This is a genomic window from Bradyrhizobium sp. USDA 4516 (assembly GCF_054055915.1).
On the sequence record NZ_JBSRXT010000001.1, the window covers coordinates 4,926,558 to 4,945,844 of the forward strand.

Genomic DNA, 19,287 nt, shown 5'->3' on the forward strand with positions numbered 1-19,287 from the left:
AGGTTCGTATCGATGGTATCCCCCGACCAAAATCATTCACTCAACGCGCATTCCGATCGCCTGCGCGAGCTTGCCGCCTTGATCCATCCCAGCCGTTTGGCCGGCCATCTTGATGGGCTCCTGTCGGAGGCCACGGTGCTGCAGTTGCAGAAGACGCCGAGGTTGCAGCAAAGACTGGCCGGATTGCTGCTAAGTGAGCTGGCCTCGAACGGAGCTGACTGGGGCAGGGACGTTCTGCTCGGGCATGATCCGCGTCGGGCGGCCTTGCTCGCTGGCAGTATCTGGCATGCCCGTTCGATGCTGAAGCTTGTGTCAAAGCATGATGTGGCGATTCTGATCGAAAATATTGGTGCGGAAGCGCACGCTTTCGCAATCCGACACTTATCTGCTGCGGTCGCGACCACATCGATTGTCGATCCGCATAAACTGTCGAGCCAGATTGAACATGACGGACATGCCAGCCTTGGTGCCTGGCTCAAGGACGCATCAGAGCTTGACCGTTTGCGCGTCCTATTCCGTTTACGTGTTGGGACCGCCGCCGAATCCCCAGCAGCCGAACACCACAGCGCAGCGGGTCGTTTGCTGTCTTTGGTGGTAGCCCACTTGGCCAACGAGGCGCCAGCGGCATGACGGCCGATGAGATGGCCCAGCCAGATAGCCCGCGGATACGGCCGGTTGGTCCACTCATACCAGCCGCGGAACTCGGCATCTGGTACGATGCGGTGCAGACGCGTGCGCTAGCCGACCGATATCTGCAGCAGGTTCGCAGCTGGGCAAGCAAAGCCTATCAGCAAGAGCGGGAGCACGGCCACAGCGAGGGTCTTAGGTCAGGATCGGACCAAATGGCGCAGCTGATCGCCCGAGCTGCTTCCGATGTGGCCCGGCGAAAAGCCGTTCTGCAGCAGGAGTTGCCACAGCTCGTCCTTGAGATATTGACCGACCTGTTGGGCTCCTTTGATCCCGGCGAGATGCTGGTAAGAACCGTTCGTCACGCCGTCGAGCAAAGATATAGCAGCGCGGAAGTATGCCTTCACGTGTCTCCTGTGAACGCTGATGCACTAAGACATGAATTCGAGGCGTTCGACGGGACGGATGGTCGGCCGAAAGTCAGAATTGATCCGGACCCGGCTATGGGACCTGACCAGTGCGTTCTGTGGAGCGAGTTCGGCAATGTGGATTTAGGACTTGCCGCACAACTCCGCAAATTGCGTCTCAGCCTTGATCCGTCCTCTCAGGAAGGCGAATCGTGACGATGCAACGATCAGGCCCTGGTCAAGCGGCCAGAGAAGGAGATTTGCGTGCGGCGCTGGCATCTGTAAGGTCCGCAGCAAAGGATGTCGATACGCGTGCTGTGCGGGGACGGATCACGCGGGCGATCGGCACGTTACTTCATGCCGTATTACCAGGGGCCCGTGTCGGAGAACTTTGCCTGTTGCAGGATCACGCATCCGGATGGGCGCTTGAGGCCGAAGTCATCGGTTTGTTGCCGGATGGGGTTCTGCTGACGCCTATCGGCGATATGGTAGGCCTGTCACACCGCGCGGAAGTGGTCCCGACCGGGCGCATGCAGGAAGTGTCAGTCGGGCCCGGCCTGCTCGGTCGCGTGATCGACAGCTTCGGCCGTCCACTCGACGGCAAGGGGCCCATAAAGACGGTCCACACTTGTCCGCTCCGCGGCAGGGCACCCAACCCGATGAAACGGCGTAGCATCGAGCAGCCATTTCCTCTCGGCGTTCGCGTGTTGGATGGGCTTCTGACGTGTGGCGAAGGTCAGCGGATCGGAATCTATGGGGATGCTGGGTGCGGTAAGTCGACGCTGATGTCGCAAATTGTAAAAGGGGCGGCCGCTGATGTCACCGTAGTTGCACTCATAGGAGAGCGCGGCCGAGAGGTGCGTGAATTCATTGAACGTCATATTGGAGATGCCATTGCGCGCACGATCGTTGTCGTTGAGACATCCGATCGATCCGCAATGGAGCGGGCGCAGTGCGCTCATATGGCGACCGCACTCGCGGAGTATTTTCGGGATCAAGGACTGCAGGTCGTGCTAATGATGGATTCGCTGACGCGCTTTAGCCGCGCGATGCGCGAAATCGGCCTCGCCGCGGGAGAACCTCCGACCCGACGCGGTTTTCCTCCTTCCGTTTTTGCGCTGCTGCCCGGTCTGTTGGAACGTGCCGGTATGGGAGAGCGGGGCTCCATCACGGCATTCTATACAGTGCTTGTCGAAGGTGACGGCACGGGCGATCCGATTGCCGAAGAGTCGCGCGGCATTCTTGATGGTCATATCATTCTTTCGCGCGCGCTGGCTTCGCGCGAGCATTTTCCCGCCATCGATGTGCTGTCGAGCCGAAGTCGTGTCATGGATGCGGTCGCCTCCGCGCCACATCGCAAGGCGGCCTCCGTCTTCCGCGATCTGCTCTCGCGCTACAATGAAGCTGAGTTTCTGATCAAGGTCGGTGAATACAAGCCCGGCAGCGACCCACTGACTGATCGGGCAATTGATTCAATCGAGGAACTGCGCGCATTCTTGCGCCAGGGACAGGACGAGCCGTCCAGCTTTGAGGAGACCGTTTCATGGATGTCGCGTCTCACGGCCTGAATCCCGTGCAAGCGTCGAAATTGCGGCTGGTGAAAGACATGAGGGAGCGAAGCGCGCTTCGTGAATTGTCGAACATGGAAGCCAAGCGCCGAATTGCAGCCGACGCGCTGCAGCGGGCGTCTGAGGGTCTTGAAGCCGCGCAGAAGCATCGCGCCAAGGTCGAAGCTGAACTTTATCGGGAACTGGCGGCGCTCGGCACAACGTCCGTGACCGAGCTCGATCGACGGTGTCAACTCGTCATTGGGCGTCTGGCAGCAGAGATCGAATCGGCGCGTCGGGCGCTTGAGCAGGCACGCATGGCGCATGAGGAGGCACAGCGGGCTGTGAGTGAGGCGCGGGCAGTATGGGCCGGGCGTTCGGCGGCGAGCCAGAAATGGCAAGAGATCGAGGGCAATGTCCAGCGCGCGAGCGCCGTCCGTTCGGAGTCTGCGGCCGAAATCGACGCCGACGATGAGGTTTTGCTCCGATATCAGGGTGGTTCGCGCAGCCAGACGATCGGCGGGGCGTTCTAATGCTGGTTCTGTTATGACGTCGCGAACTGCGCCTGTGCAACCTGTCGGTAAGCGCCGTGGCTGAACCCGCACTATTTCAGCCAGCGGTGAAGCTGGCGCATGAAGTGGTCTCGTGGGCCAACGAGATTGCCGCACGGCGTACCATCTTGCAGAGCCGCCATGGCGACAAGATACTATCCATCCGTGTGAGCCGGCTTGTCTGGCAGGCAGAGCCATATGACATGTCGATGCTCGACTGCGTATTTGGCGCCGGCGGCGAGACAGCTGTTTTGTCCTTGCCTCGTCTTCTCGTCGAGACACTGATTTCAACGGTCCAGCAGGGCCTTACGTTACCTTCCGACCCAACCCGCTCGCTCGTTCTCGAGCTCGCACTGGAACCCTGGATCGCTGGACTAGAGAACGTGCTCGCATCGAATGTGCAGTTGATCCGCATCGAAGACGCAACGGCCAAAGACCCCTATCTGGAGCTCGATGTCGCCATCGGAGCGCTGGCGGGAAAGGCCCGCCTGTTCTTGTTCGCACCGCTTGACGGTCTGATTCCTTCTGCGTTTCGCTTGTTAGGCGAATTGATTGGCCAATTACCGCGAGAGCAAGGCAAGATTTCGTCGGAATTGCCGGTCGTGATTACGACAGAGATCGGCTCGCTGCGGGCGCCTGTCAGACTACTTCGCCAAGCACAGCCCGGCGACGCACTGCTGCCCGACGTCATTCCCTTTGCCCATAGCCAGCTGATCCTCACGGCGGACAGGTTGTGGGCGCCGGCGCAGGCCGTGGACGACAGACTTGTCCTTCGCGGACCATTCCGCCTGCAGCCCCATCCTCTAAGGTATGTAGATATGACGATACGCCCCCAAACGGAACAAGCAATCCCGCCCTCGGAAGCCGACATCGACAGTGTTGAGATCACGCTTGTGTTCGAATGCGGCCGCTGGCCTATCCCCCTGGGTACGTTGAGAAGCATCAACGAGGGACACGTGTTCGAACTTGGGCGGCCCCTGGACGGTCCAGTCGATATTGTAGCCAACGGTCAATTGATCGGCCGGGGCGACATCGTGCGCATCGGTGAGGCGCTTGGGATCCGGTTACGTAGCAGGTTGGCAGTCAATGGTTGACATTCAACCGAGTATCCTTGCGCTTCTTGCGGCGACGGTCGGCCTTGGCCTGCTGGCGTTCGCAGTAGTCACGACGACTGCCTTCATAAAGGTCTCTGTCGTTCTCTTCCTGGTTCGCAACGCGCTCGGGACTCAGTCCATACCACCGAATATCGTTCTGTATGGCGCTGCATTGATTCTTACCGTGTTCATAGGCGCTCCAGTGTTCGAGCAGACCTACAACCGCGTGACCGATCCGCAACTTCGCTACCAAACCGCCGACGACTGGTTGACCGCCGCCAAGGAGGGCAGCGAGCCGCTGCGCGCCCACCTCAAAAAGTTCACCACTGAGGAGCAGCGCACGTTCTTCCTGTCATCGACGGAACATATCTGGTCGGACGAGATGCGCAGCAACGCAACAGCCGATGATTTGGCAATTCTCGTGCCGTCGTTTTTGATCTCGGAACTTAAGCGTGCATTTGAGATCGGCTTCCTTCTCTACCTTCCGTTCATCACGATCGACCTGATCGTGACGACAATTCTGATGGCCATGGGCATGTCAATGGTGTCACCAACAATGATATCTGTTCCTTTCAAGCTCTTTCTGTTCGTCACAATCGACGGCTGGTCGCGGCTCATGCACGGATTGGTGTTAAGCTACGCAACCCCCGGAGGTTGAGATGGACGAAGCCAGCATCCTCACCCACCTGAGCCGATCACTTGTCCTGTTCATGATCTGGGTTCTGCCGCCGCTCCTGGCAGCCCTCGTGGCCGGACTGGGTATCGGCATCGTGCAGGCAGCAACCCAGCTCCAGGATCAAACCTTGCCACTGACAGTGAAGCTCCTCGTCGTCGTCGCGGTGCTCGTTCTGTTTGCCCCGGTGCTGAGCGCGCCACTGATCGAGCAAGCACAGCACATCTTCACCGATTTCCCGGCGCTCACAGCGAGGTATTAGTGCGGGGAACGCAAGGCGGACGAAGCCTACAGCTATGGCGTCGCGTTTGTCTGTCCTCTTTCTGAACCATGGAAGAGGCGAGTTTCGTCAGCTTACCGAAAGCTCGCCTCATTAGCATGGGACAGATAGATATCCGGACTGTCCTGTTCGGCTCGATCGGCCTTCGGAGGAGGAATGACCTCATCTGATATTGTCATCCACTCAATTCAAGTCTGGCTTACGATGAAATGACCTGCGGTGAGGCCTGGTCCTCGATGCATAACCTGACGAGTTGTTAACTAGGTGGATAGGCGAACCGATTTGATCTCAAGTGGACGCAGGGTTTTGACGATCTGATGGATCAAAGCCGCGATGAAGCGCCGGCCGAGACCGATCGCCGCGAACTGTTGAATTGATGCAAGCTCCGAAGCTCTAGGTCACCAGAACCGCCCTGCGGCCGGTGACAGCCGAAGGAGCTTGGCTTGCTGGCCTGGTAGCGGCGCTATTCGGCGGGTCCTATCATTGAAATGGTCATACCTTATTGGTGGACAGCCGGCTGCGGAGAGTTGAAGCGCAAGTGAGTGACCCTAGTGCTCGGTATGTCAATCTGCAACCGCTAGGACACGAGGTAGATGACCAGCAGAGTTCTTGTCGACTCGCATCATGGCGAGGCGCACGGGCGATTAGATTGGCTTGAAGCGAGCGGTGAGCTGAGCTCAAATGGATGCGTTGTCACCCACCGAGACGCAAAGTCTGGTTCAGACTGCCGTCGAATTCGTCGTTGCGGCTGGACTTGGCACTGCCCGTGCGCTTGGTATTATGCTGGTTCATCCTGTATTCACGCGGCCGCACATTAGCGGGATGATCCGCGCAAGCGCGACGGTTGTGATTGGATTGCCTTGCTTGATGCAAATCAAGAGCGGCTTGCAGACGCTGGATCCCGGCACCCGTATGATTGCGGTCGCGCTCCTTGGTGTGAAGGAGATATTTATCGGCCTATTGTTCGGCTTTCTGCTCAGCATACCACTTTGGAGCATCCAAGCCGTTGGTGACATCATTGATACCCAGCGCGGCATCTCCAGTCAGGTAGACGATCCTGCGACACGCAGTCAAACCTCCGCAATGGGGCTTTTTCTCGGAACTGCGGCGGTTACGATCTTCGTTGTATCGGGGGGCCTGCAGACAATGATCAGATGCCTTTACGGAAGTTATCTGATCTGGCCCGTGTATCGACTGCTACCGCCCCTGACCCAGCAGGGGGCAATGGAATTTATCAAGCTGCTCGACCATATCATGCATACGACCCTCGTGGTCGCCGGGCCCGTGCTGGCTCTGCTGCTTCTGATTGACGTATCCCTCATGCTGCTCGGGCGCTTTGCGCCGCAAATCAAGCTGAACGATCTCTCACCGACTATCAAGAATGCCGCCTTTGGCATCATCATGGTGAGCTACGCCGTCTTCCTGATCGAATATATGGGAGCCGAGATCGGTCAGTTCGACGGTGTGCTGGAGTGGCTCGAGAAGTTCTTGAAATGAACGACACAAGTGAAGAGAAAAAGCTTCCACCAAGTCACAAGAAGCTGAGGGACGCGCGTAAGAAAGGGCAGAGCCCGCGCAGCGCCGACTTTGTGACCGCGGCAAGCCTTTGCGCTGGTTTCGGCTGCCTGTACTTCAGGGCGGGCCCGATCGTAGACGCATGGCGCGAAGCCGTGCGGCTCATCGACAAGCTGCAGGGCCAGCCGTTCAACAGCGCGGTCCGGCAGGCGTTGGTCGGACTGATGGACCTTTCTATGGCAGCCGTAGCTCCCATCCTGGGTGCGGCGTTGATTGCGGCCATCTTGGCCGGCGTCTTGGCCGGCGGCGGGTTGACGATTTCCGTCGAGCCGCTGAAACCTAGCTTTGAGAAATTGGATCCGGTCAAAGGGCTGAAGCGGATTGTCTCCCAGCGCTCGCTTGTCGAGCTTGGAAAGTCCCTCGTCAAAGTATTGGTTCTGGGTGCCACGTTCGTCTTCACTGTGCTCGCAGGTTGGAGAGCGCTGGTCTATTTGCCGGTGTGCGATTTAAGCTGCCTTGGTTTTGTATTTAACGAGTTGAAAGTACTGATAGCGATTGCTGCCGGCGCCTTTCTGATTGGTGGGCTGGCCGATCTGCTCATTCAGCGTTGGTTATTCCTGCGCGACATGCGCATGACGCAGAGCGAGGCCAAGCGCGAGTCCAAGGAACAGGATGGTAATCCGCATATCAAGGGTGAACACCGCAGGCTCCGTCGCGAGTCGGCGAACGAGTCTCCGCTGGGAATCCACCGGGCAACCTTAATACTGAGTGGGCCGGCGGCGGTGATTGGGCTGCGCTACGTTCGGGGCGAGACAGGCGTCCCGGTGCTGGTGTGCCGCGGTGAAGGCGAGGTGGCGTCACAGTTACTGGCGCAGGCGCGGGCCCAGCGTCTGAGCATTGTCGAGGATCATGTGTTGGCGCGTCAACTGATCCGTAAAGGTGCGATGGGCAAGGCCGTTCCGATGGATTGTTTCGAGAGGGTCGCAAAGGCGGTGTTTGCCGCCGGCCTTGTATAGCGTCGATACGCTCAGACCTACCGGCAAAGACCCTATTGTCGCAGAACCTGGTACAAGCTGCGCGATCCAAAAACAACGGCCGAGCAAAGACAGGATGCCAGGAGCCTCGTCCGCTCATCGCAAGACTGATATGGAAACCAGAGTGCCCAGCGTCGTTCGTCCTGCCCGGATGTTGCGAGCCGCTTATTGGGTTTCTGGCGCACTCCTGTTTCGGATTCCATCCTCCAAATTGCTGCGATTGCCCGTCGCCGCGGTCCCACGAGCTGTGATGGGAAGCACTGCACGATCACCGCTGGTCGGCATGACGGCGCCATTGCCTAGCAGGTCGCCAGGATCGTTGACCATGACTGCGAGGTTATTGCGGACTGAGCAGCCAAGCGTTGGATCGAATGAATTGTCGCCTAGAGAAGGGCCGGTGACAGCGAGCGGCGGACAGACGGCAGGATGTGCTTCGTAGGTAATTGCCTCGATCCGGACCCCGAAATGCGCGCGTTGATCGATGGGAGAGGCGGACAGGCGGATATTGTAGGGGGCAATGCCCATCGCGCGCGCCTCATGGGCAACCTGCGCTACGAGCCGCGGTGAGCCGGCGACGTCGAGTTGGAGTGCATCGCGCCGGCCGCGGCTGGCATTGGCAATGAAATCCCGCAGGCTGTACCTCTCGTTGCGACGAAGATTTTGAAGCAGCAGGACACTGGTCCTCTGCTCCACCCGGGCCGCTTGTCCAGCCGATCCGGAAGAAATCGCAGCACTATTTGCACATCCGCCAAGGGCCGCCGCAACTGCGATCAAAAGACATAGGTGTCGCAAGGTCATTGGCAGTCCTCATTCAATGATAAAGCCGGCACCGAAGGTCGCACCCGATCTGGCCGTGGCGGGCGCCGCCTCGCGGCCCTTCGATGAACCAGCCAGCGTATTGGTCAGGGTGCGCCCTGCGTCCGAAGGCGGTCCGATGCGATCAGTTGGAGCGCTCATCTTGCCCGGGCCAGATCCCGGTCGGACGATGTAGGGAGTGACAATGATGACCAGTTCGGTCTCCTGCTTCTGAAATGAAGAGGAGCGAAACAGCACACCAAGGATCGGAACGTCTCCTAACCAAGGAAAAGTGCCGATGTCGGTACTGAAATTGCGCCTGATGAGCCCCCCAATGGCGAAGCTTTGACCGCTGGCAAGCTCGACGACAGTACTGGCACGACGCGTGGAGAGACCGGGCACCGATATTCCGTTGACGCTGACCTCGCCTTCTTTCGACAGTTCGCTGACTTCAGGCTTCACATGGATATTAATCTGATTATTGCTGAGGACGGTCGGGACGAACTCCAGGCTGATTCCGAATTGTCGGAATTGGACCGAGACTTGCCGGTTGTCCTGCATCACCGGAATTGGAAATTCGCCACCGGCCAGAAAACTTGCGGATTCCCCGGACATGGCGGTCAGGTTCGGTTCAGCCAGGATCGAGGCGAGGTGCTCGCTGGCGAGTGCGTCGAGAACAGCGCTCAGGTTGGTATTGCCAGCGCTGTACCCGATGCCGATCGTGCCGCCGCCGCGGGCCGGCCCGGAACCGCCACTTTTTCCGGTGACAAGGAAAGCGCCGTTCGGACCGGAAGCCGTGAAGTTGATATTGAGGTCCTTGACGGCACTGCGGGAGACTTCTGCCACCCGCACACTCAGATTCACCTGCAGCGAACCTGCCACCTGGATCTTGTTGACGACCAGCGCACCCGGACCGAGAAACTGCTCGGTCACCTTCCTGGCCGTCTCGACGATATCGGCGTTGGGAGCCGTACCGCCAAGGATTGCGCCGCGTGGGGTATAGCTGACCTGGATCGGATAATCGCCGATCTCAGCCTTCAGCGTGGCACGCAGGTCCTCGATCGGCTGGGTGACAACGACGCGCAGCTCGGCGAGAGCCTCGCCGTTCTCGTTCAAAGCGAACAGGCTGGTTCGTCCGGATTTTTTGCCGAATACGAATATCGTGCTGCTCGATGGCGCCTGGTAATCGGCGATCGCCGGGTCGGCAACAAAAATGCTCGCTGCCGGCGCGTTCAGATGAACCGTCTTGCCCTGTGAGGAGGTGAGGTTGAGCGTGCCGGTGGTGCTGCCAGGCGCCGCACGTGGCGGCTCTCCTTTGCCGTCCCGTTTTGTCTCGGCTGCGCCAGCAAGTGGAAATAGCAGAGCAAGTCCGCACAGGACGTAGCACAAGCGGGGCAGGACGGCAGAGCGTTGCGAGATGATGGCCATCGGCGGCAGATTGGCGCCGGCAGCATTCTTGACGACCTTCAAGGGATTGTTGCTTTCAAGTTAGATTGCTAGGCAGCCGATGCTGCGCCGACGAGTTCAAGGGTGTAGCCGACCCCGCGCGCGGTCTTGATCCTGAGCGTCGCACCGGCCTGGTTCAAATGCGCGCGTAAGCGATAGATCCCGACTTCCAGCGCATTGGTCGAGACCTCGTCGTCAAACGCATACAAGCTATCTTCCAGCGATGTGCGCGGCACGGTGCGGCCGGCGCGGTTGAGCAGATGTTCGAGAATGCAGACTTCGCGTCGCGCAATTCTCAGTATCCGGCCGCCAACCGAGACTTGCCTTGCGATCGGGTCGAAATGCAGATTGCCGAATGTCACCACCGGCGCCGTCATTTGCGTTGACCGTCGCAGAATGGCTCGCATGCGGGCGATGAGTTCGTCGATAGACACGGGCTTGGGCAGGAAATCATCCGCACCTGCATTGAAAGTTGCAATTCGGCGGCTGAGATCATTGAGACTACTCATCATCATCGCCGGCATTGAGCGTCCTTCGCGCCGCAACTGCTTCAGCCATTCAAGTCCGTCTCCGTCGGGCAAGACAGATTCGAGCAGAACCATGTGGTAGTTCGCGCATTCCAGCGCGGCCGACGCCTCATCCAGTGTGCGCGTCACATCAACGGCGAAGCCGCAATCCAAGAGCGCTTCCTTCACGGCGCGGCCAAAGTCCGCATGATGATCAACCAGGAGAATTCGCATTCATTGCCTCTCGTCCATCCTCGGCAGGACTTGAGCGTGTCACGGTTGACCATGAGGCTCGGTGGATCCGAGAGGCGGCCGCTTTGACGTGAATTCGAAAAGTCGGAAATGCCAGGGTTGAGCATAATGACAGGCGATCAATGTCTGCCGGTCTACCGTTATCGGACAGGCGACCTGCCGCGCATCGCGTCCGCCGGCGACACCGTTCAAAAGATCCTGTATGTCGGCAACAGCTCTGCGATTTCCAACAAGGTTGAAAGCCTTGGCAGCGCGCTGATGCATCTGTGGGCCGAGACCGCCTGCGGGAACGATTGCGCCAAACCGCACGAGCGAAACGAAATCGCAGGCGAAAGCGGCTGAATTGTCCGAACAGACTAGCGAAGCTGACATTTGGAAACTCCCCAATTCGTCTTAATCCGCGGTCAGTTCCTGCTAGGGCTTGAGCCCGTACTGTCGTCAAGCCACGACGATGCAAGTGTTCCCGCGCTTTTAAGACGGTTCACGCGATCTGCATCTAGCCGATTGCTGGAAAGGCCGAGACGCATGACAAAAGATCAATACGTCTATCGGCCTGATAGACATCCTCTCGCTGGTCGGTGATTGCCACGCGAGATGCCAAGCGTCCCGAAGTTTGGACGCGCCGAAGTTCTCCCACGCCGCCGCGGCGCGAATGCTGCGAACGAAGAACGGGTCGAGTCCGGTGTTGTCATCGCGCATCGCCCGAAGTGCTTACGTAGGCACCGTGTCGTCACACAGGATGAACGGCGAATGAATGATTTGATCTCCAACTCGGTGCGTGACCGGCATGAGCAAAATTGCGACTGCCCCCGTTCTTCTCGCTCGCTGGGTCCTGCCCTGGCTACGCGTGGGGCGCTTCGTCCTCTGCTGTGCGCAGAGGCGATGCACGATGTGCGCTCCGAAGAGAAGCCATCGAGTAGCTTAACCAGGCGGAGCCACCGAGCATTGAGTTTTTGAGACGATCGCATTTCTTGCTACCTGTCGGGAATAGTTCACGCGAGCGGATTCTGTCGCGAGACTGTCGGAAATCCTACAATCTGACGCTAGGTGAGATTCAAGTGCCTTCGATGCTTGTGGCGGTGCCATCAAACTCGAAAGTCTTGTGAGCTAATGGTGACACAGTTTGGACTGGACCATCGACCTTCGCGTGGCGGTCTGTCTCGCGCTGTCCGGGTCGTGACCATTTCGCCGTCCGATCAAGCTTGGCGTCAGAGCCATGGATGTGCACGAAGAGTCAGTCGTTCGTGCCAGGCTTTGAGCAAAGCCAGGGCGTCACGATCGGACGATCGACGGATACGCCACATGCGTGGCAATTTTGCGGGAAGACCGGGGCGGGTATGCGTTCACGTGACGGTCATGGGCTAACAGCCGAGATGCGGACGAGCGATCGCGCGAACCAATTTGACCATCAAGAGATTGAGAAGAGAATCGATTGCCAGACGTCATTTTTGAATGCTGCCTCCATAGATCGCGGTCGACTATGAGACGTTTAGCCGTCCCCAGCAAAATCGATTGTTTTGATGGAACGCATCCAGGTGACGGATCGGACCGGCTACAACAGTACGCTTGCCGGAGACGAGTGAATAGCTGATGCGATCGCGGCCAAAGTGTTGATCGCCCATTCAATGTCAGGTCGAGCTAGCTAAAGGGGCGATGCTTCGCGTTCAGCGGCTTACCTCATCACGCCTCCGGCCACGCGTGATGTCCACTAACAAATAGATGCCGTGCGATGTCAGAACGCAGCCAAGATACCAGGATGCCCGAACGGCCGGCTCCTCCCGACCGTCGAAATGCGACTTTCCCTCTCGGAACCCTCAACCGGCTGTTGCGCATTGCGTAGAGGGCTGCCCCGGTCGATCGGCGAGTTGATCAGACGTCGGTCACGCCATGCCCTATGCTCAAATTGTAACGCGTGAGATGTGTCGTGCTCCAGGTCTACCTTGAGGTGGTTGTCTCGGCCATGAACCCAAACGAACCTGCCAAATGGCGCGGTCGACAGGGATTGGCTTCGCTTGCGGTTCGGTAACTCTCCAAAATGCCGCCCAGGAACAGGCGTTCAGTCTCTCGGGTTGGAGTTCTGCCGAGTGAGCACATCAAATCGACGTCGCCGTCGACGTGGTCCGGATCTTCGGCATTCATTCCAAGACCGATGCTGCACAGCACGTCGTCAGGCGTCCTGACCGCCGACTTCGGTACCGTGTAGGTGTGCAGCGCGTCCGCATGGTTGGCGATCGCTCTTGCCCAAGGGTCGCGCGAAACGGCTAGTGTTTCCGGATCCTCGACCAACGATACGAAGGCAGATGTCGTTGTCTGGCCGCGCATATGCCAGCCAGCTTGGCGCGCCCGGTCCAGAGGATAGCGCTCTAGCGGGTATCCAACGGAAGAGTGATCCCGAGCCGTGTTACGGACATGCGATATTGCGCTTGTGTTTTCTTCCTTGCGCGGCTTGCAATCGCTGTTCTGATTCTGAAAGCGCCGCAGTGTGACATATGACGAGCCCGCCACGTCCTCGAATACGCGGTCCCGATCGACGGGAGGTGCGGTCGCCGGTGACCAACGTGCCGATTGCTGCTCGGCAAGGTTGATCTCGTTCCGCAGCGCTTCAAGAGTGGCACCTGTCAGCGTTGCGGCAAGTTGGGCGCGCGCGCTGACAAATGATGTGGCTGGATAGCAAACGGCTTCCGGGGCCGCCTGGTTCGACGCAGACGACGACGTGCTGGTTGCCGAGCTTGCCACTGACGAGACTGAATCCGACCTTGGCAAAACCGAATCCTGGTCATTGAGGTTCAGGTCATACAGCTGCTGCTCAAAGCTTGCTAGATCTTCGGAACTGTGTGCGGGTGCGCTGGTCTGGGCGCTAAGCTCGTCTGATTGCCTGTCGATCCGGCTCGGCTGCTGCAGCACGTCGTGAACCTCGCATGGAGTGTCGGCGGCCTTCCGGGGATCAACATTCATTTGTGTCTCCATTCGGGTGCCGGCTATTGGCGCAGACTATTGCAGGCGCAGCTTTCGAGAAGCTGACGGACCAGGAAGGAAGCCATTTGCCTTGACCTTTGAGGGAGCCGGACGGATTTGGTCAGTGAGGCGATCGTCAGCCAGAAGGAAGGCACGCAAAACCAGGGATTCACAAGTCGGTGCTGTCTTGTGCTCTCTGTCGTTGCTATTTCGAATGGGCCGAGATCGGAGCTTGTTCGGACTGCCGCGCCAGGTTCGCTCCACCACCACCTCGTTGCGGGTACGCCGTCTGGGGCAGCGGTCCTTGCCCGCGTATCACATGGACAAGCTGGCGGATGCGACGGGCCGACGCGTTCTTTTCAAGTCGTTTGCTTACACAGATGTAAGAACGGTATCCTCTCGGCCGTCGGACCTGCAATGGACGAGCGCGACCGGTCACCGTTTTGTGGTTTCCAAGCGGCCGACGCTCGATCAAATCGTCTAGTCGATTTCGCGCGGGGGCGAGCCGCTTTAGCAAACCTGACCTACGAGGTTGTGACGTCGGAATAGCCGTCACAACCACTTGCGTCTAGTTGCGGCAAATTGTCTTTGTCGCAGGCGCGCTTGATGTCTCAAATCCGCCAATCGGCTTACACGACGTCTTGCAACGTACGATCTGTGGTACTTTTCGAGGGAGAAGAGCGTATGAAGTGTACTGGCAAAGGACTGGCCATCGTATTGTCCTTGCTTTCGACCGTAGGCGTGAGCACGATGGCGAGAGCCGATGAGCCTTCGCCGAAATACACCGAGGTGCTCCATGCCCTGCAGACCGGCAAGAATGTGAAGCTCGTACTGGACATGAGCCGCTGTACAGCCGCGGAGGGTGGCAAAGCTGCGTCGGCAACTCAGGCTGGTCTGGTCATCAATGCCTTCAGGGTGACCCCCCAGAACGGCATTAGCTTCGCCAATGCCCACCAAACGGTGGACAGCTCCGGACATGCCGTGACCGAGTACATCCGCCATAGCTTAAGCCGCGAAGGCAGGCTCACGGTGCGGGCCTCGAAGCTTGTCGTCGGGACCACCGAACTCGTGAACCAGGGCGAATTCATCTGCGAACTGCCGGATGGCGCTAAGTTCATCTGGTAAACGAAGCGAACAGCGCAGGGGGACGCGCTTCGAAACCTTGATCCTTTAACCGTGCAAACACCTTCGCATGTCATGACGGATGGTTTTGATCGTGAGAGACGGCCAGATTGTATCTGGCCGTCTTTTCCCGAGCCGCATCGAGTGCACGAACTTGCTGTCTCAAGGTACCGTATGATGGCCATCGATCCTCATTGAGCCTCAGTTGTCGGAAGATCGGCGGTTCCGGCTATCCTCATATTGTTCGGAGACGGGCCTGTCATTTGAACATTCCAGACGTTTCCAAAGTACGTCCGCATCTGATCCGCGATCCTGTGAGGTTTCAACCTGATCAAGCTGCTGGCCCGCGATGATGACGCTTACTCCTCAGCCGCCCGACAATGCGCTCGTATCATGCTTCCCGCGTCTTTTTGGTCCTTTCATCTGAGAGTTTCGTGCTTCCAAACGTGGTCACAGTGATTGAACCATCCCGCTTAAGATCGTGCCGCGACTACCGCGGTGCGTTTGTACGCCTTAAGCTTTCGTTTGGACGCAATTCTTGATTTTTCAGTTTTCCTTTTGGGGGTAACGATTCAGCGCAGACTTCCACGCTGAATCGTCATGCCAAGCCCACTGAGACCGGGGGCGCACGCAGGGACGACGTTGCCGAGGGGATCACTCAGCCTGCACAAGCGCAGCGCGGAAGGCTGGGGAGACGGCCGCGGTGAGCACAGAGCCCTTGTGGGCGCCGGGGCGGAGCCGCGCGCGAGGGGCGTGAAGCCGGGATGGGAGACGGCGGCTCGGCGCGCGTAGCGCGTAGAGCTCAGTCGGCGAAACCGACGCGCCAACTCGATAGATAACTTATTCGATTGAGGCAACCACAACACGGCGCCGATCGACCTCCTCAAGAGTTGTGAGCCAGTCATCCCCGTTTTGGCGATGGAAGAAAGTAAAGACGTGATCTTCCTCGGAAAGGAACGATCTGTTTGTTAGAGTCGATCTCCGCACGCGATACGCTCATTAAGATGTCCAAAATTCGACGAATGAAAATTGTCCTAACTGGGTATCAGTGCATCTCTCTCGTATGCACGTACCGGCGACGTTAAACTGCCGTCGTTGTCGGAAAATTGTGAAGACGCCTGAGATAGAAAACACAATCACCAATGGCCAGACTGCTACTGAGATGATTGGAATGCAGGTTGTGTGTCTAAGAGTGACCGCAACCAGCTTGGAGCAGGAATTTTGTACGAACCGGACTGACTAAACTAACCATGAGGGAGCCCAGCGCTGTTGCAGGGGTGCCGATTTAAAGCGCCAATAGCGAAAACAGAAGGGCCTTTTGATCCACTAGCGACGTCGCTCGCGTGGTTGCGGAGACGGCAGCATCAAGATGAGCCCGCTGCCGACAAGGTCGACTGCTAGGATCGAGACCTTAGTATGTCGGGAAGCAGACAAACCCAACACAAACGTCATCCAGACTGTCGACTATTGCTTGGCACAAAGAATGCATGCCCCTAGCCATGCCTAGGGGCTTTCCGGGCATGGCTACATCGCAAGTTGCGGCCGTGGCTGGCCACTGAAGTTAGCGGCGCGTGACATAAGGCAGACGGCGTCTGCTCGGCCGATACCGACGGACGTTCTGTCACGTCGCCGCTAACTTTCAACGGCGTGAATAGCGGGTTTGTAGTGCGCTTAGAGCAGAATGAACGGGACGCGCTGGAGAGGGCGCGAAAGAGCTCGGAAAATGAACGCAGAGAACAACTTCGCGGCCCGGCTCCTTGACGCCGGACGCCTAGCAGCAATCGCGCGTACATGCGGCCTGAAGGCGGATGTTTCATACTACGTCGACGAGGCGCTCAAGGAGCTTTGGCGGACCAGATCACCGGAAGAAGCAAAAGCGATCGCAGAGCGTTGGGTGTTATGGGACGCAAAGGGCAAGCCTTGGCCGCGCATGCCCCCACTGGAAAACGTCGTCCCGTTCAAACGGACCGGCGCGGCCGAGATGCCGAGGACGCCCTTGCAAGCAATCCGCGAATGGTTCGAAAAACAAGATGAAGACGTGCGATGTGAAATCGCCAGCATGGCGGCGCTTTTGATTTTCGAAGGTGGCAATCTTCTCGACTTCAGCAACAAGGAATGGTGCGACCATTTGCGCCGATGGCTCAGTGAGACGGGATTACCAAACCATAAGGTCATCGGCCGTGCTCTGACGTTTCGCACCTGTTTCGAGTATTTCTCGGAGAGCAGGTTCACCGAAGCGGCGTGGATGCGATCCAAAGAGACCGCCGTGAAAATCCTTGCAGATGCTGGCCTTGACCCAACCTCCGAAGCTGCGAGTCTCGCACCTATTGCCCAAAAAGTGCTGGAGACCTTGCCGGCGCGAAAATGCCGCTGGATCGAAGTAGGCAAGTCCTGGAGCAAACTCGTCGATACCAGACTGGCACCCCGGGCCCTCAGGGTTTGGAGCGCCTCGCATATGGAATAAGAAGGCAGCGCCTGAATGTGTGCTCGGCGCGGCGCCCCAATACAGCAAGCTGACGGAGTCGTCATCCGTCTCGAAAAACTGAGCCAACACCTGCGGGACAAACGACAGAATACAAACCAGGCCGCCCACAGCGAAGAGAAGAAGCGCTGCGCAGAATGCGACGTTGTAACCAAGTGGCAAGCTGGCCTGGCTCGTTAGCAGGTTGATCGTGCCGATGATCCAAGCCGAGGAGAACGTAAGAAGGGCGGCATTCTTGGTTTCGGCGAACTTGACGAAATCGATGGTTCGGACAAGTCGCATGGAGAGAGTCTTCTCAAAGGCTCTTCTTGATCGTCCTTCATGAGCTTTCTACCCTCGGCTCGATCAAAGAATAGCTGGTACTTCTGCCGCCTGCTGCGTCTTTCTTCAGGATGCCGAGTGCAACGAGTTCATCAATATCTCTCGAAGCCGTCGCTTGGGAAATCTTTGTCAACTTCGCCCACTTGGATGAACTCATTTTTCCATGGAAGCCATCCAGAAGCCGGTTGAGAACGGTCCGCTGACGCTCATTGAGATGCTTTCCCGCATGTTCGTCCCAGAAAGTAGCCTTCCGCAGAACGCTGGCGAGGACCACCGCAGCCCCGTCAAAGGCACGGTCCAAGCAATCTAGGAACCACTTAATCCACTCGGTGATATCCAGGTCGCCTTTTTGGGTTCTTTCGAGAACCGCATAGTAATCGTTCCTTTCGCGACGGATCTGGGCCGACATACTGTAGAAGCGGTGCGTGCTGTTCTCGGAACGCGCCAGCATTAGATCGGCGATGGCTCGCGCGATGCGTCCATTTCCATCGTCGAAAGGGTGTATGGTTACAAACCATAGATGGGCAATTGCGGCTTTGAGAACGAGGTCCATGTCAGCCCGGCTGTTAAACCAGGCCAGAAAGGCCCGCATTTCATTTTCGAGCCGTGCGGCGGCGGGAGCCTCGTAATGCACGTGCTCTCGCCCTATGGGTCCAGAGATGACTTGCATGGGCCCGGACTTCTCGGTGCGCCGGGCACCGACCACGATCTTGGTCATGCCGCTTCGTCCGGTGGGGAAGAGCGCCGCATGCCAAGCGTAGAGGCGTTCGGCTGACAGCTCATCGGCATATTTTTCTGCGGCATCGAGCATCATTTCGACGATGCCTTCGACATTCCGGTCAGCCGGTGTAGGCGCACCAATGTCCAGGCCCAATCGGCGAGCAATTGACGAGCGCACTTGGTTGCGGTCGAGGACTTCGCCTTCGATCTCACTGGACTTCACGACTTCTTCGGTGAGGCTTTGAAGTGTTGCTTCTGCTTTGAGTGGGAAGCCTAGGCGCTCCATGCGGCCTATGAGGCGCCCCTGCTTGTGGCGGACTGCGGCGAGCCGATTAGCAATGCTTTGAACGTTCCAGTTGAAACTGGGCCAGCCGGGAGTGTTGTGAATATACGGCATAATCTCTGCATCCTATGAAGAGATTATGGGGCGTATTCTCGTCACCGCAAGGTGCTCGTCAAAAAATGATGAGAATAATCTAGATAACGCGCGAGCCCGCCCGACGGCCCAGATCTTGACAGGCATTCCTAGCCAGGGGGCTCCCGTAGTTCCTGATATGTTCTATAAAGCGAGCTTGAGGCTGTGGATTGTTCCCGTTTGGAGCTGGCGGAACTTCCTGGGACGCACCATTTGCGGTTGCATCTGATTTTATTACCGAAAAGGCGCTCGGCGCTGAACAGGAGCTTTAGAGGCAGGCCGCAATTGGAATAAGGATCGGGCGACAAAGCGCACTGGCGCCAAGATCGACGCGTTGCCGCTTAAGGATATCGAAATCAAGGAGTATGTCCGGGACATCAAGCTTGCCAACCTGTCGACGAACATCGCCTACCGCGTCGACGGTGTCCATCTCTATGCCGACATTCTCAATATGAAGGACATGTTGGCCGTCACCGACGTTGAAGGCGAAGCTGTCCAGCGGCGTCTTTGAAGGTCTTCTCCGCGCTCGCGGAGACAAGTTTGCC

18 protein-coding genes are annotated in these 19,287 nt (G+C 58.0%); 13 read left to right on the forward strand and 5 right to left on the reverse strand.

The window, feature by feature from the left end:
* Positions 1-12 precede the first annotated feature (12 nt).
* The 9 genes from ACVI1L_RS22840 (at position 13) to ACVI1L_RS22880 (ending at position 7,710) form a co-directional block, all read left to right on the forward strand.
* Positions 13-630, forward strand: coding sequence for a nodulation protein NolU (locus ACVI1L_RS22840; RefSeq protein WP_253640796.1), 618 nt, complete (start codon positions 13-15; stop codon positions 628-630).
* Positions 627-1,250 (forward strand): type III secretion system stator protein SctL, encoded by a 624-nt coding sequence (gene sctL, locus ACVI1L_RS22845; RefSeq protein ID WP_253640795.1) that lies wholly within the window; start codon positions 627-629, stop codon positions 1,248-1,250. Before ACVI1L_RS22840 ends, sctL begins: the two co-directional genes overlap by 4 nt.
* Positions 1,251-1,252: 2 nt before the next feature.
* Positions 1,253-2,602 carry a type III secretion system ATPase SctN gene (gene sctN, locus ACVI1L_RS22850; protein WP_253641093.1) on the forward strand — a complete coding sequence of 450 codons (1,350 nt, stop codon included), beginning with the start codon at positions 1,253-1,255 and terminating at the stop codon, positions 2,600-2,602.
* Positions 2,578-3,114, forward strand: a complete 537-nt coding sequence (locus ACVI1L_RS22855; protein ID WP_253640794.1) for a hypothetical protein — start codon at positions 2,578-2,580, stop codon at positions 3,112-3,114. The genes sctN and ACVI1L_RS22855 overlap by 25 nt, the downstream gene beginning before the upstream one ends.
* Positions 3,115-3,170: 56 nt before the next feature.
* Positions 3,171-4,226: a type III secretion system cytoplasmic ring protein SctQ gene (gene sctQ / locus ACVI1L_RS22860; RefSeq protein WP_253640793.1), complete on the forward strand. Its 1,056-nt coding sequence runs from the start codon at positions 3,171-3,173 to the stop codon at positions 4,224-4,226.
* Positions 4,219-4,884: a type III secretion system export apparatus subunit SctR gene (gene sctR, locus ACVI1L_RS22865; protein WP_253640792.1), complete on the forward strand. Its 666-nt coding sequence runs from the start codon at positions 4,219-4,221 to the stop codon at positions 4,882-4,884. The genes sctQ and sctR overlap by 8 nt, the downstream gene beginning before the upstream one ends.
* A 1-nt stretch (position 4,885) precedes the next feature.
* The gene (locus ACVI1L_RS22870; protein WP_253640791.1) at positions 4,886-5,161 is read left to right on the forward strand and encodes an EscS/YscS/HrcS family type III secretion system export apparatus protein; all 276 of its coding nucleotides are present in this window, start codon (positions 4,886-4,888) and stop codon (positions 5,159-5,161) included.
* A 699-nt stretch (positions 5,162-5,860) separates the two neighbouring features.
* Positions 5,861-6,676 carry a type III secretion system export apparatus subunit SctT gene (gene sctT, locus ACVI1L_RS22875; protein WP_253640790.1) on the forward strand — a complete coding sequence of 272 codons (816 nt, stop codon included), beginning with the start codon at positions 5,861-5,863 and terminating at the stop codon, positions 6,674-6,676.
* Positions 6,673-7,710, forward strand: a complete 1,038-nt coding sequence (locus ACVI1L_RS22880) for an EscU/YscU/HrcU family type III secretion system export apparatus switch protein (RefSeq protein ID WP_253640789.1) — start codon at positions 6,673-6,675, stop codon at positions 7,708-7,710. Before sctT ends, ACVI1L_RS22880 begins: the two co-directional genes overlap by 4 nt.
* Before the next feature lie 183 nt (positions 7,711-7,893).
* Here the strand turns inward: ACVI1L_RS22880 and ACVI1L_RS22885 are convergent, their stop codons facing one another.
* Genes ACVI1L_RS22885 through ACVI1L_RS22895 form a run of 3 tightly spaced genes read right to left on the reverse strand, consistent with a single transcriptional unit; the run spans position 7,894 to position 10,709 of the window.
* On the reverse strand, positions 7,894-8,526 hold the full coding sequence (locus ACVI1L_RS22885) for a CpaD family pilus assembly lipoprotein (protein ID WP_253640788.1): 633 nt from the start codon (positions 8,524-8,526) through the stop codon (positions 7,894-7,896).
* Between the two features lie 9 nt (positions 8,527-8,535).
* Complete coding sequence (locus ACVI1L_RS22890; protein WP_253640787.1) at positions 8,536-9,993, reverse strand: type II and III secretion system protein family protein; 1,458 nt, start codon at positions 9,991-9,993, stop codon at positions 8,536-8,538.
* Positions 9,994-10,019: 26 nt separating this feature from the next.
* Positions 10,020-10,709: a response regulator gene (locus ACVI1L_RS22895; RefSeq protein ID WP_076828281.1), complete on the reverse strand. Its 690-nt coding sequence runs from the start codon at positions 10,707-10,709 to the stop codon at positions 10,020-10,022.
* Positions 10,710-10,835: 126 nt separating this feature from the next.
* On the opposite strand from ACVI1L_RS22895, the gene ACVI1L_RS22900 reads away from it, so the two are divergent.
* Positions 10,836-11,069, forward strand: coding sequence for a hypothetical protein (locus ACVI1L_RS22900; RefSeq protein ID WP_253640786.1), 234 nt, complete (start codon positions 10,836-10,838; stop codon positions 11,067-11,069).
* 1,593 nt (positions 11,070-12,662) lie between these two features.
* Here ACVI1L_RS22900 and ACVI1L_RS22905 read toward each other — a convergent pair.
* Complete coding sequence (locus ACVI1L_RS22905; RefSeq protein ID WP_253640785.1) at positions 12,663-13,682, reverse strand: hypothetical protein; 1,020 nt, start codon at positions 13,680-13,682, stop codon at positions 12,663-12,665.
* Positions 13,683-14,366: 684 nt separating this feature from the next.
* Here ACVI1L_RS22905 and ACVI1L_RS22910 point away from each other — a divergent pair.
* Positions 14,367-14,807 (forward strand): VirK family protein, encoded by a 441-nt coding sequence (locus ACVI1L_RS22910; RefSeq protein ID WP_050420720.1) that lies wholly within the window; start codon positions 14,367-14,369, stop codon positions 14,805-14,807.
* 1,720 nt (positions 14,808-16,527) lie between these two features.
* Complete coding sequence (locus ACVI1L_RS22915) at positions 16,528-17,268, forward strand: hypothetical protein (protein WP_456783829.1); 741 nt, start codon at positions 16,528-16,530, stop codon at positions 17,266-17,268.
* A gap of 337 nt (positions 17,269-17,605) precedes the next feature.
* Here the strand turns inward: ACVI1L_RS22915 and ACVI1L_RS22920 are convergent, their stop codons facing one another.
* Positions 17,606-18,724 (reverse strand): Fic family protein, encoded by a 1,119-nt coding sequence (locus ACVI1L_RS22920; RefSeq protein WP_456783830.1) that lies wholly within the window; start codon positions 18,722-18,724, stop codon positions 17,606-17,608.
* Positions 18,725-19,076: 352 nt separating this feature from the next.
* Here ACVI1L_RS22920 and ACVI1L_RS22925 point away from each other — a divergent pair, with 352 nt between their 5' ends.
* Positions 19,077-19,253, forward strand: coding sequence for a hypothetical protein (locus ACVI1L_RS22925; protein WP_456783831.1), 177 nt, complete (start codon positions 19,077-19,079; stop codon positions 19,251-19,253).
* Positions 19,254-19,287 lie beyond the last annotated feature (34 nt).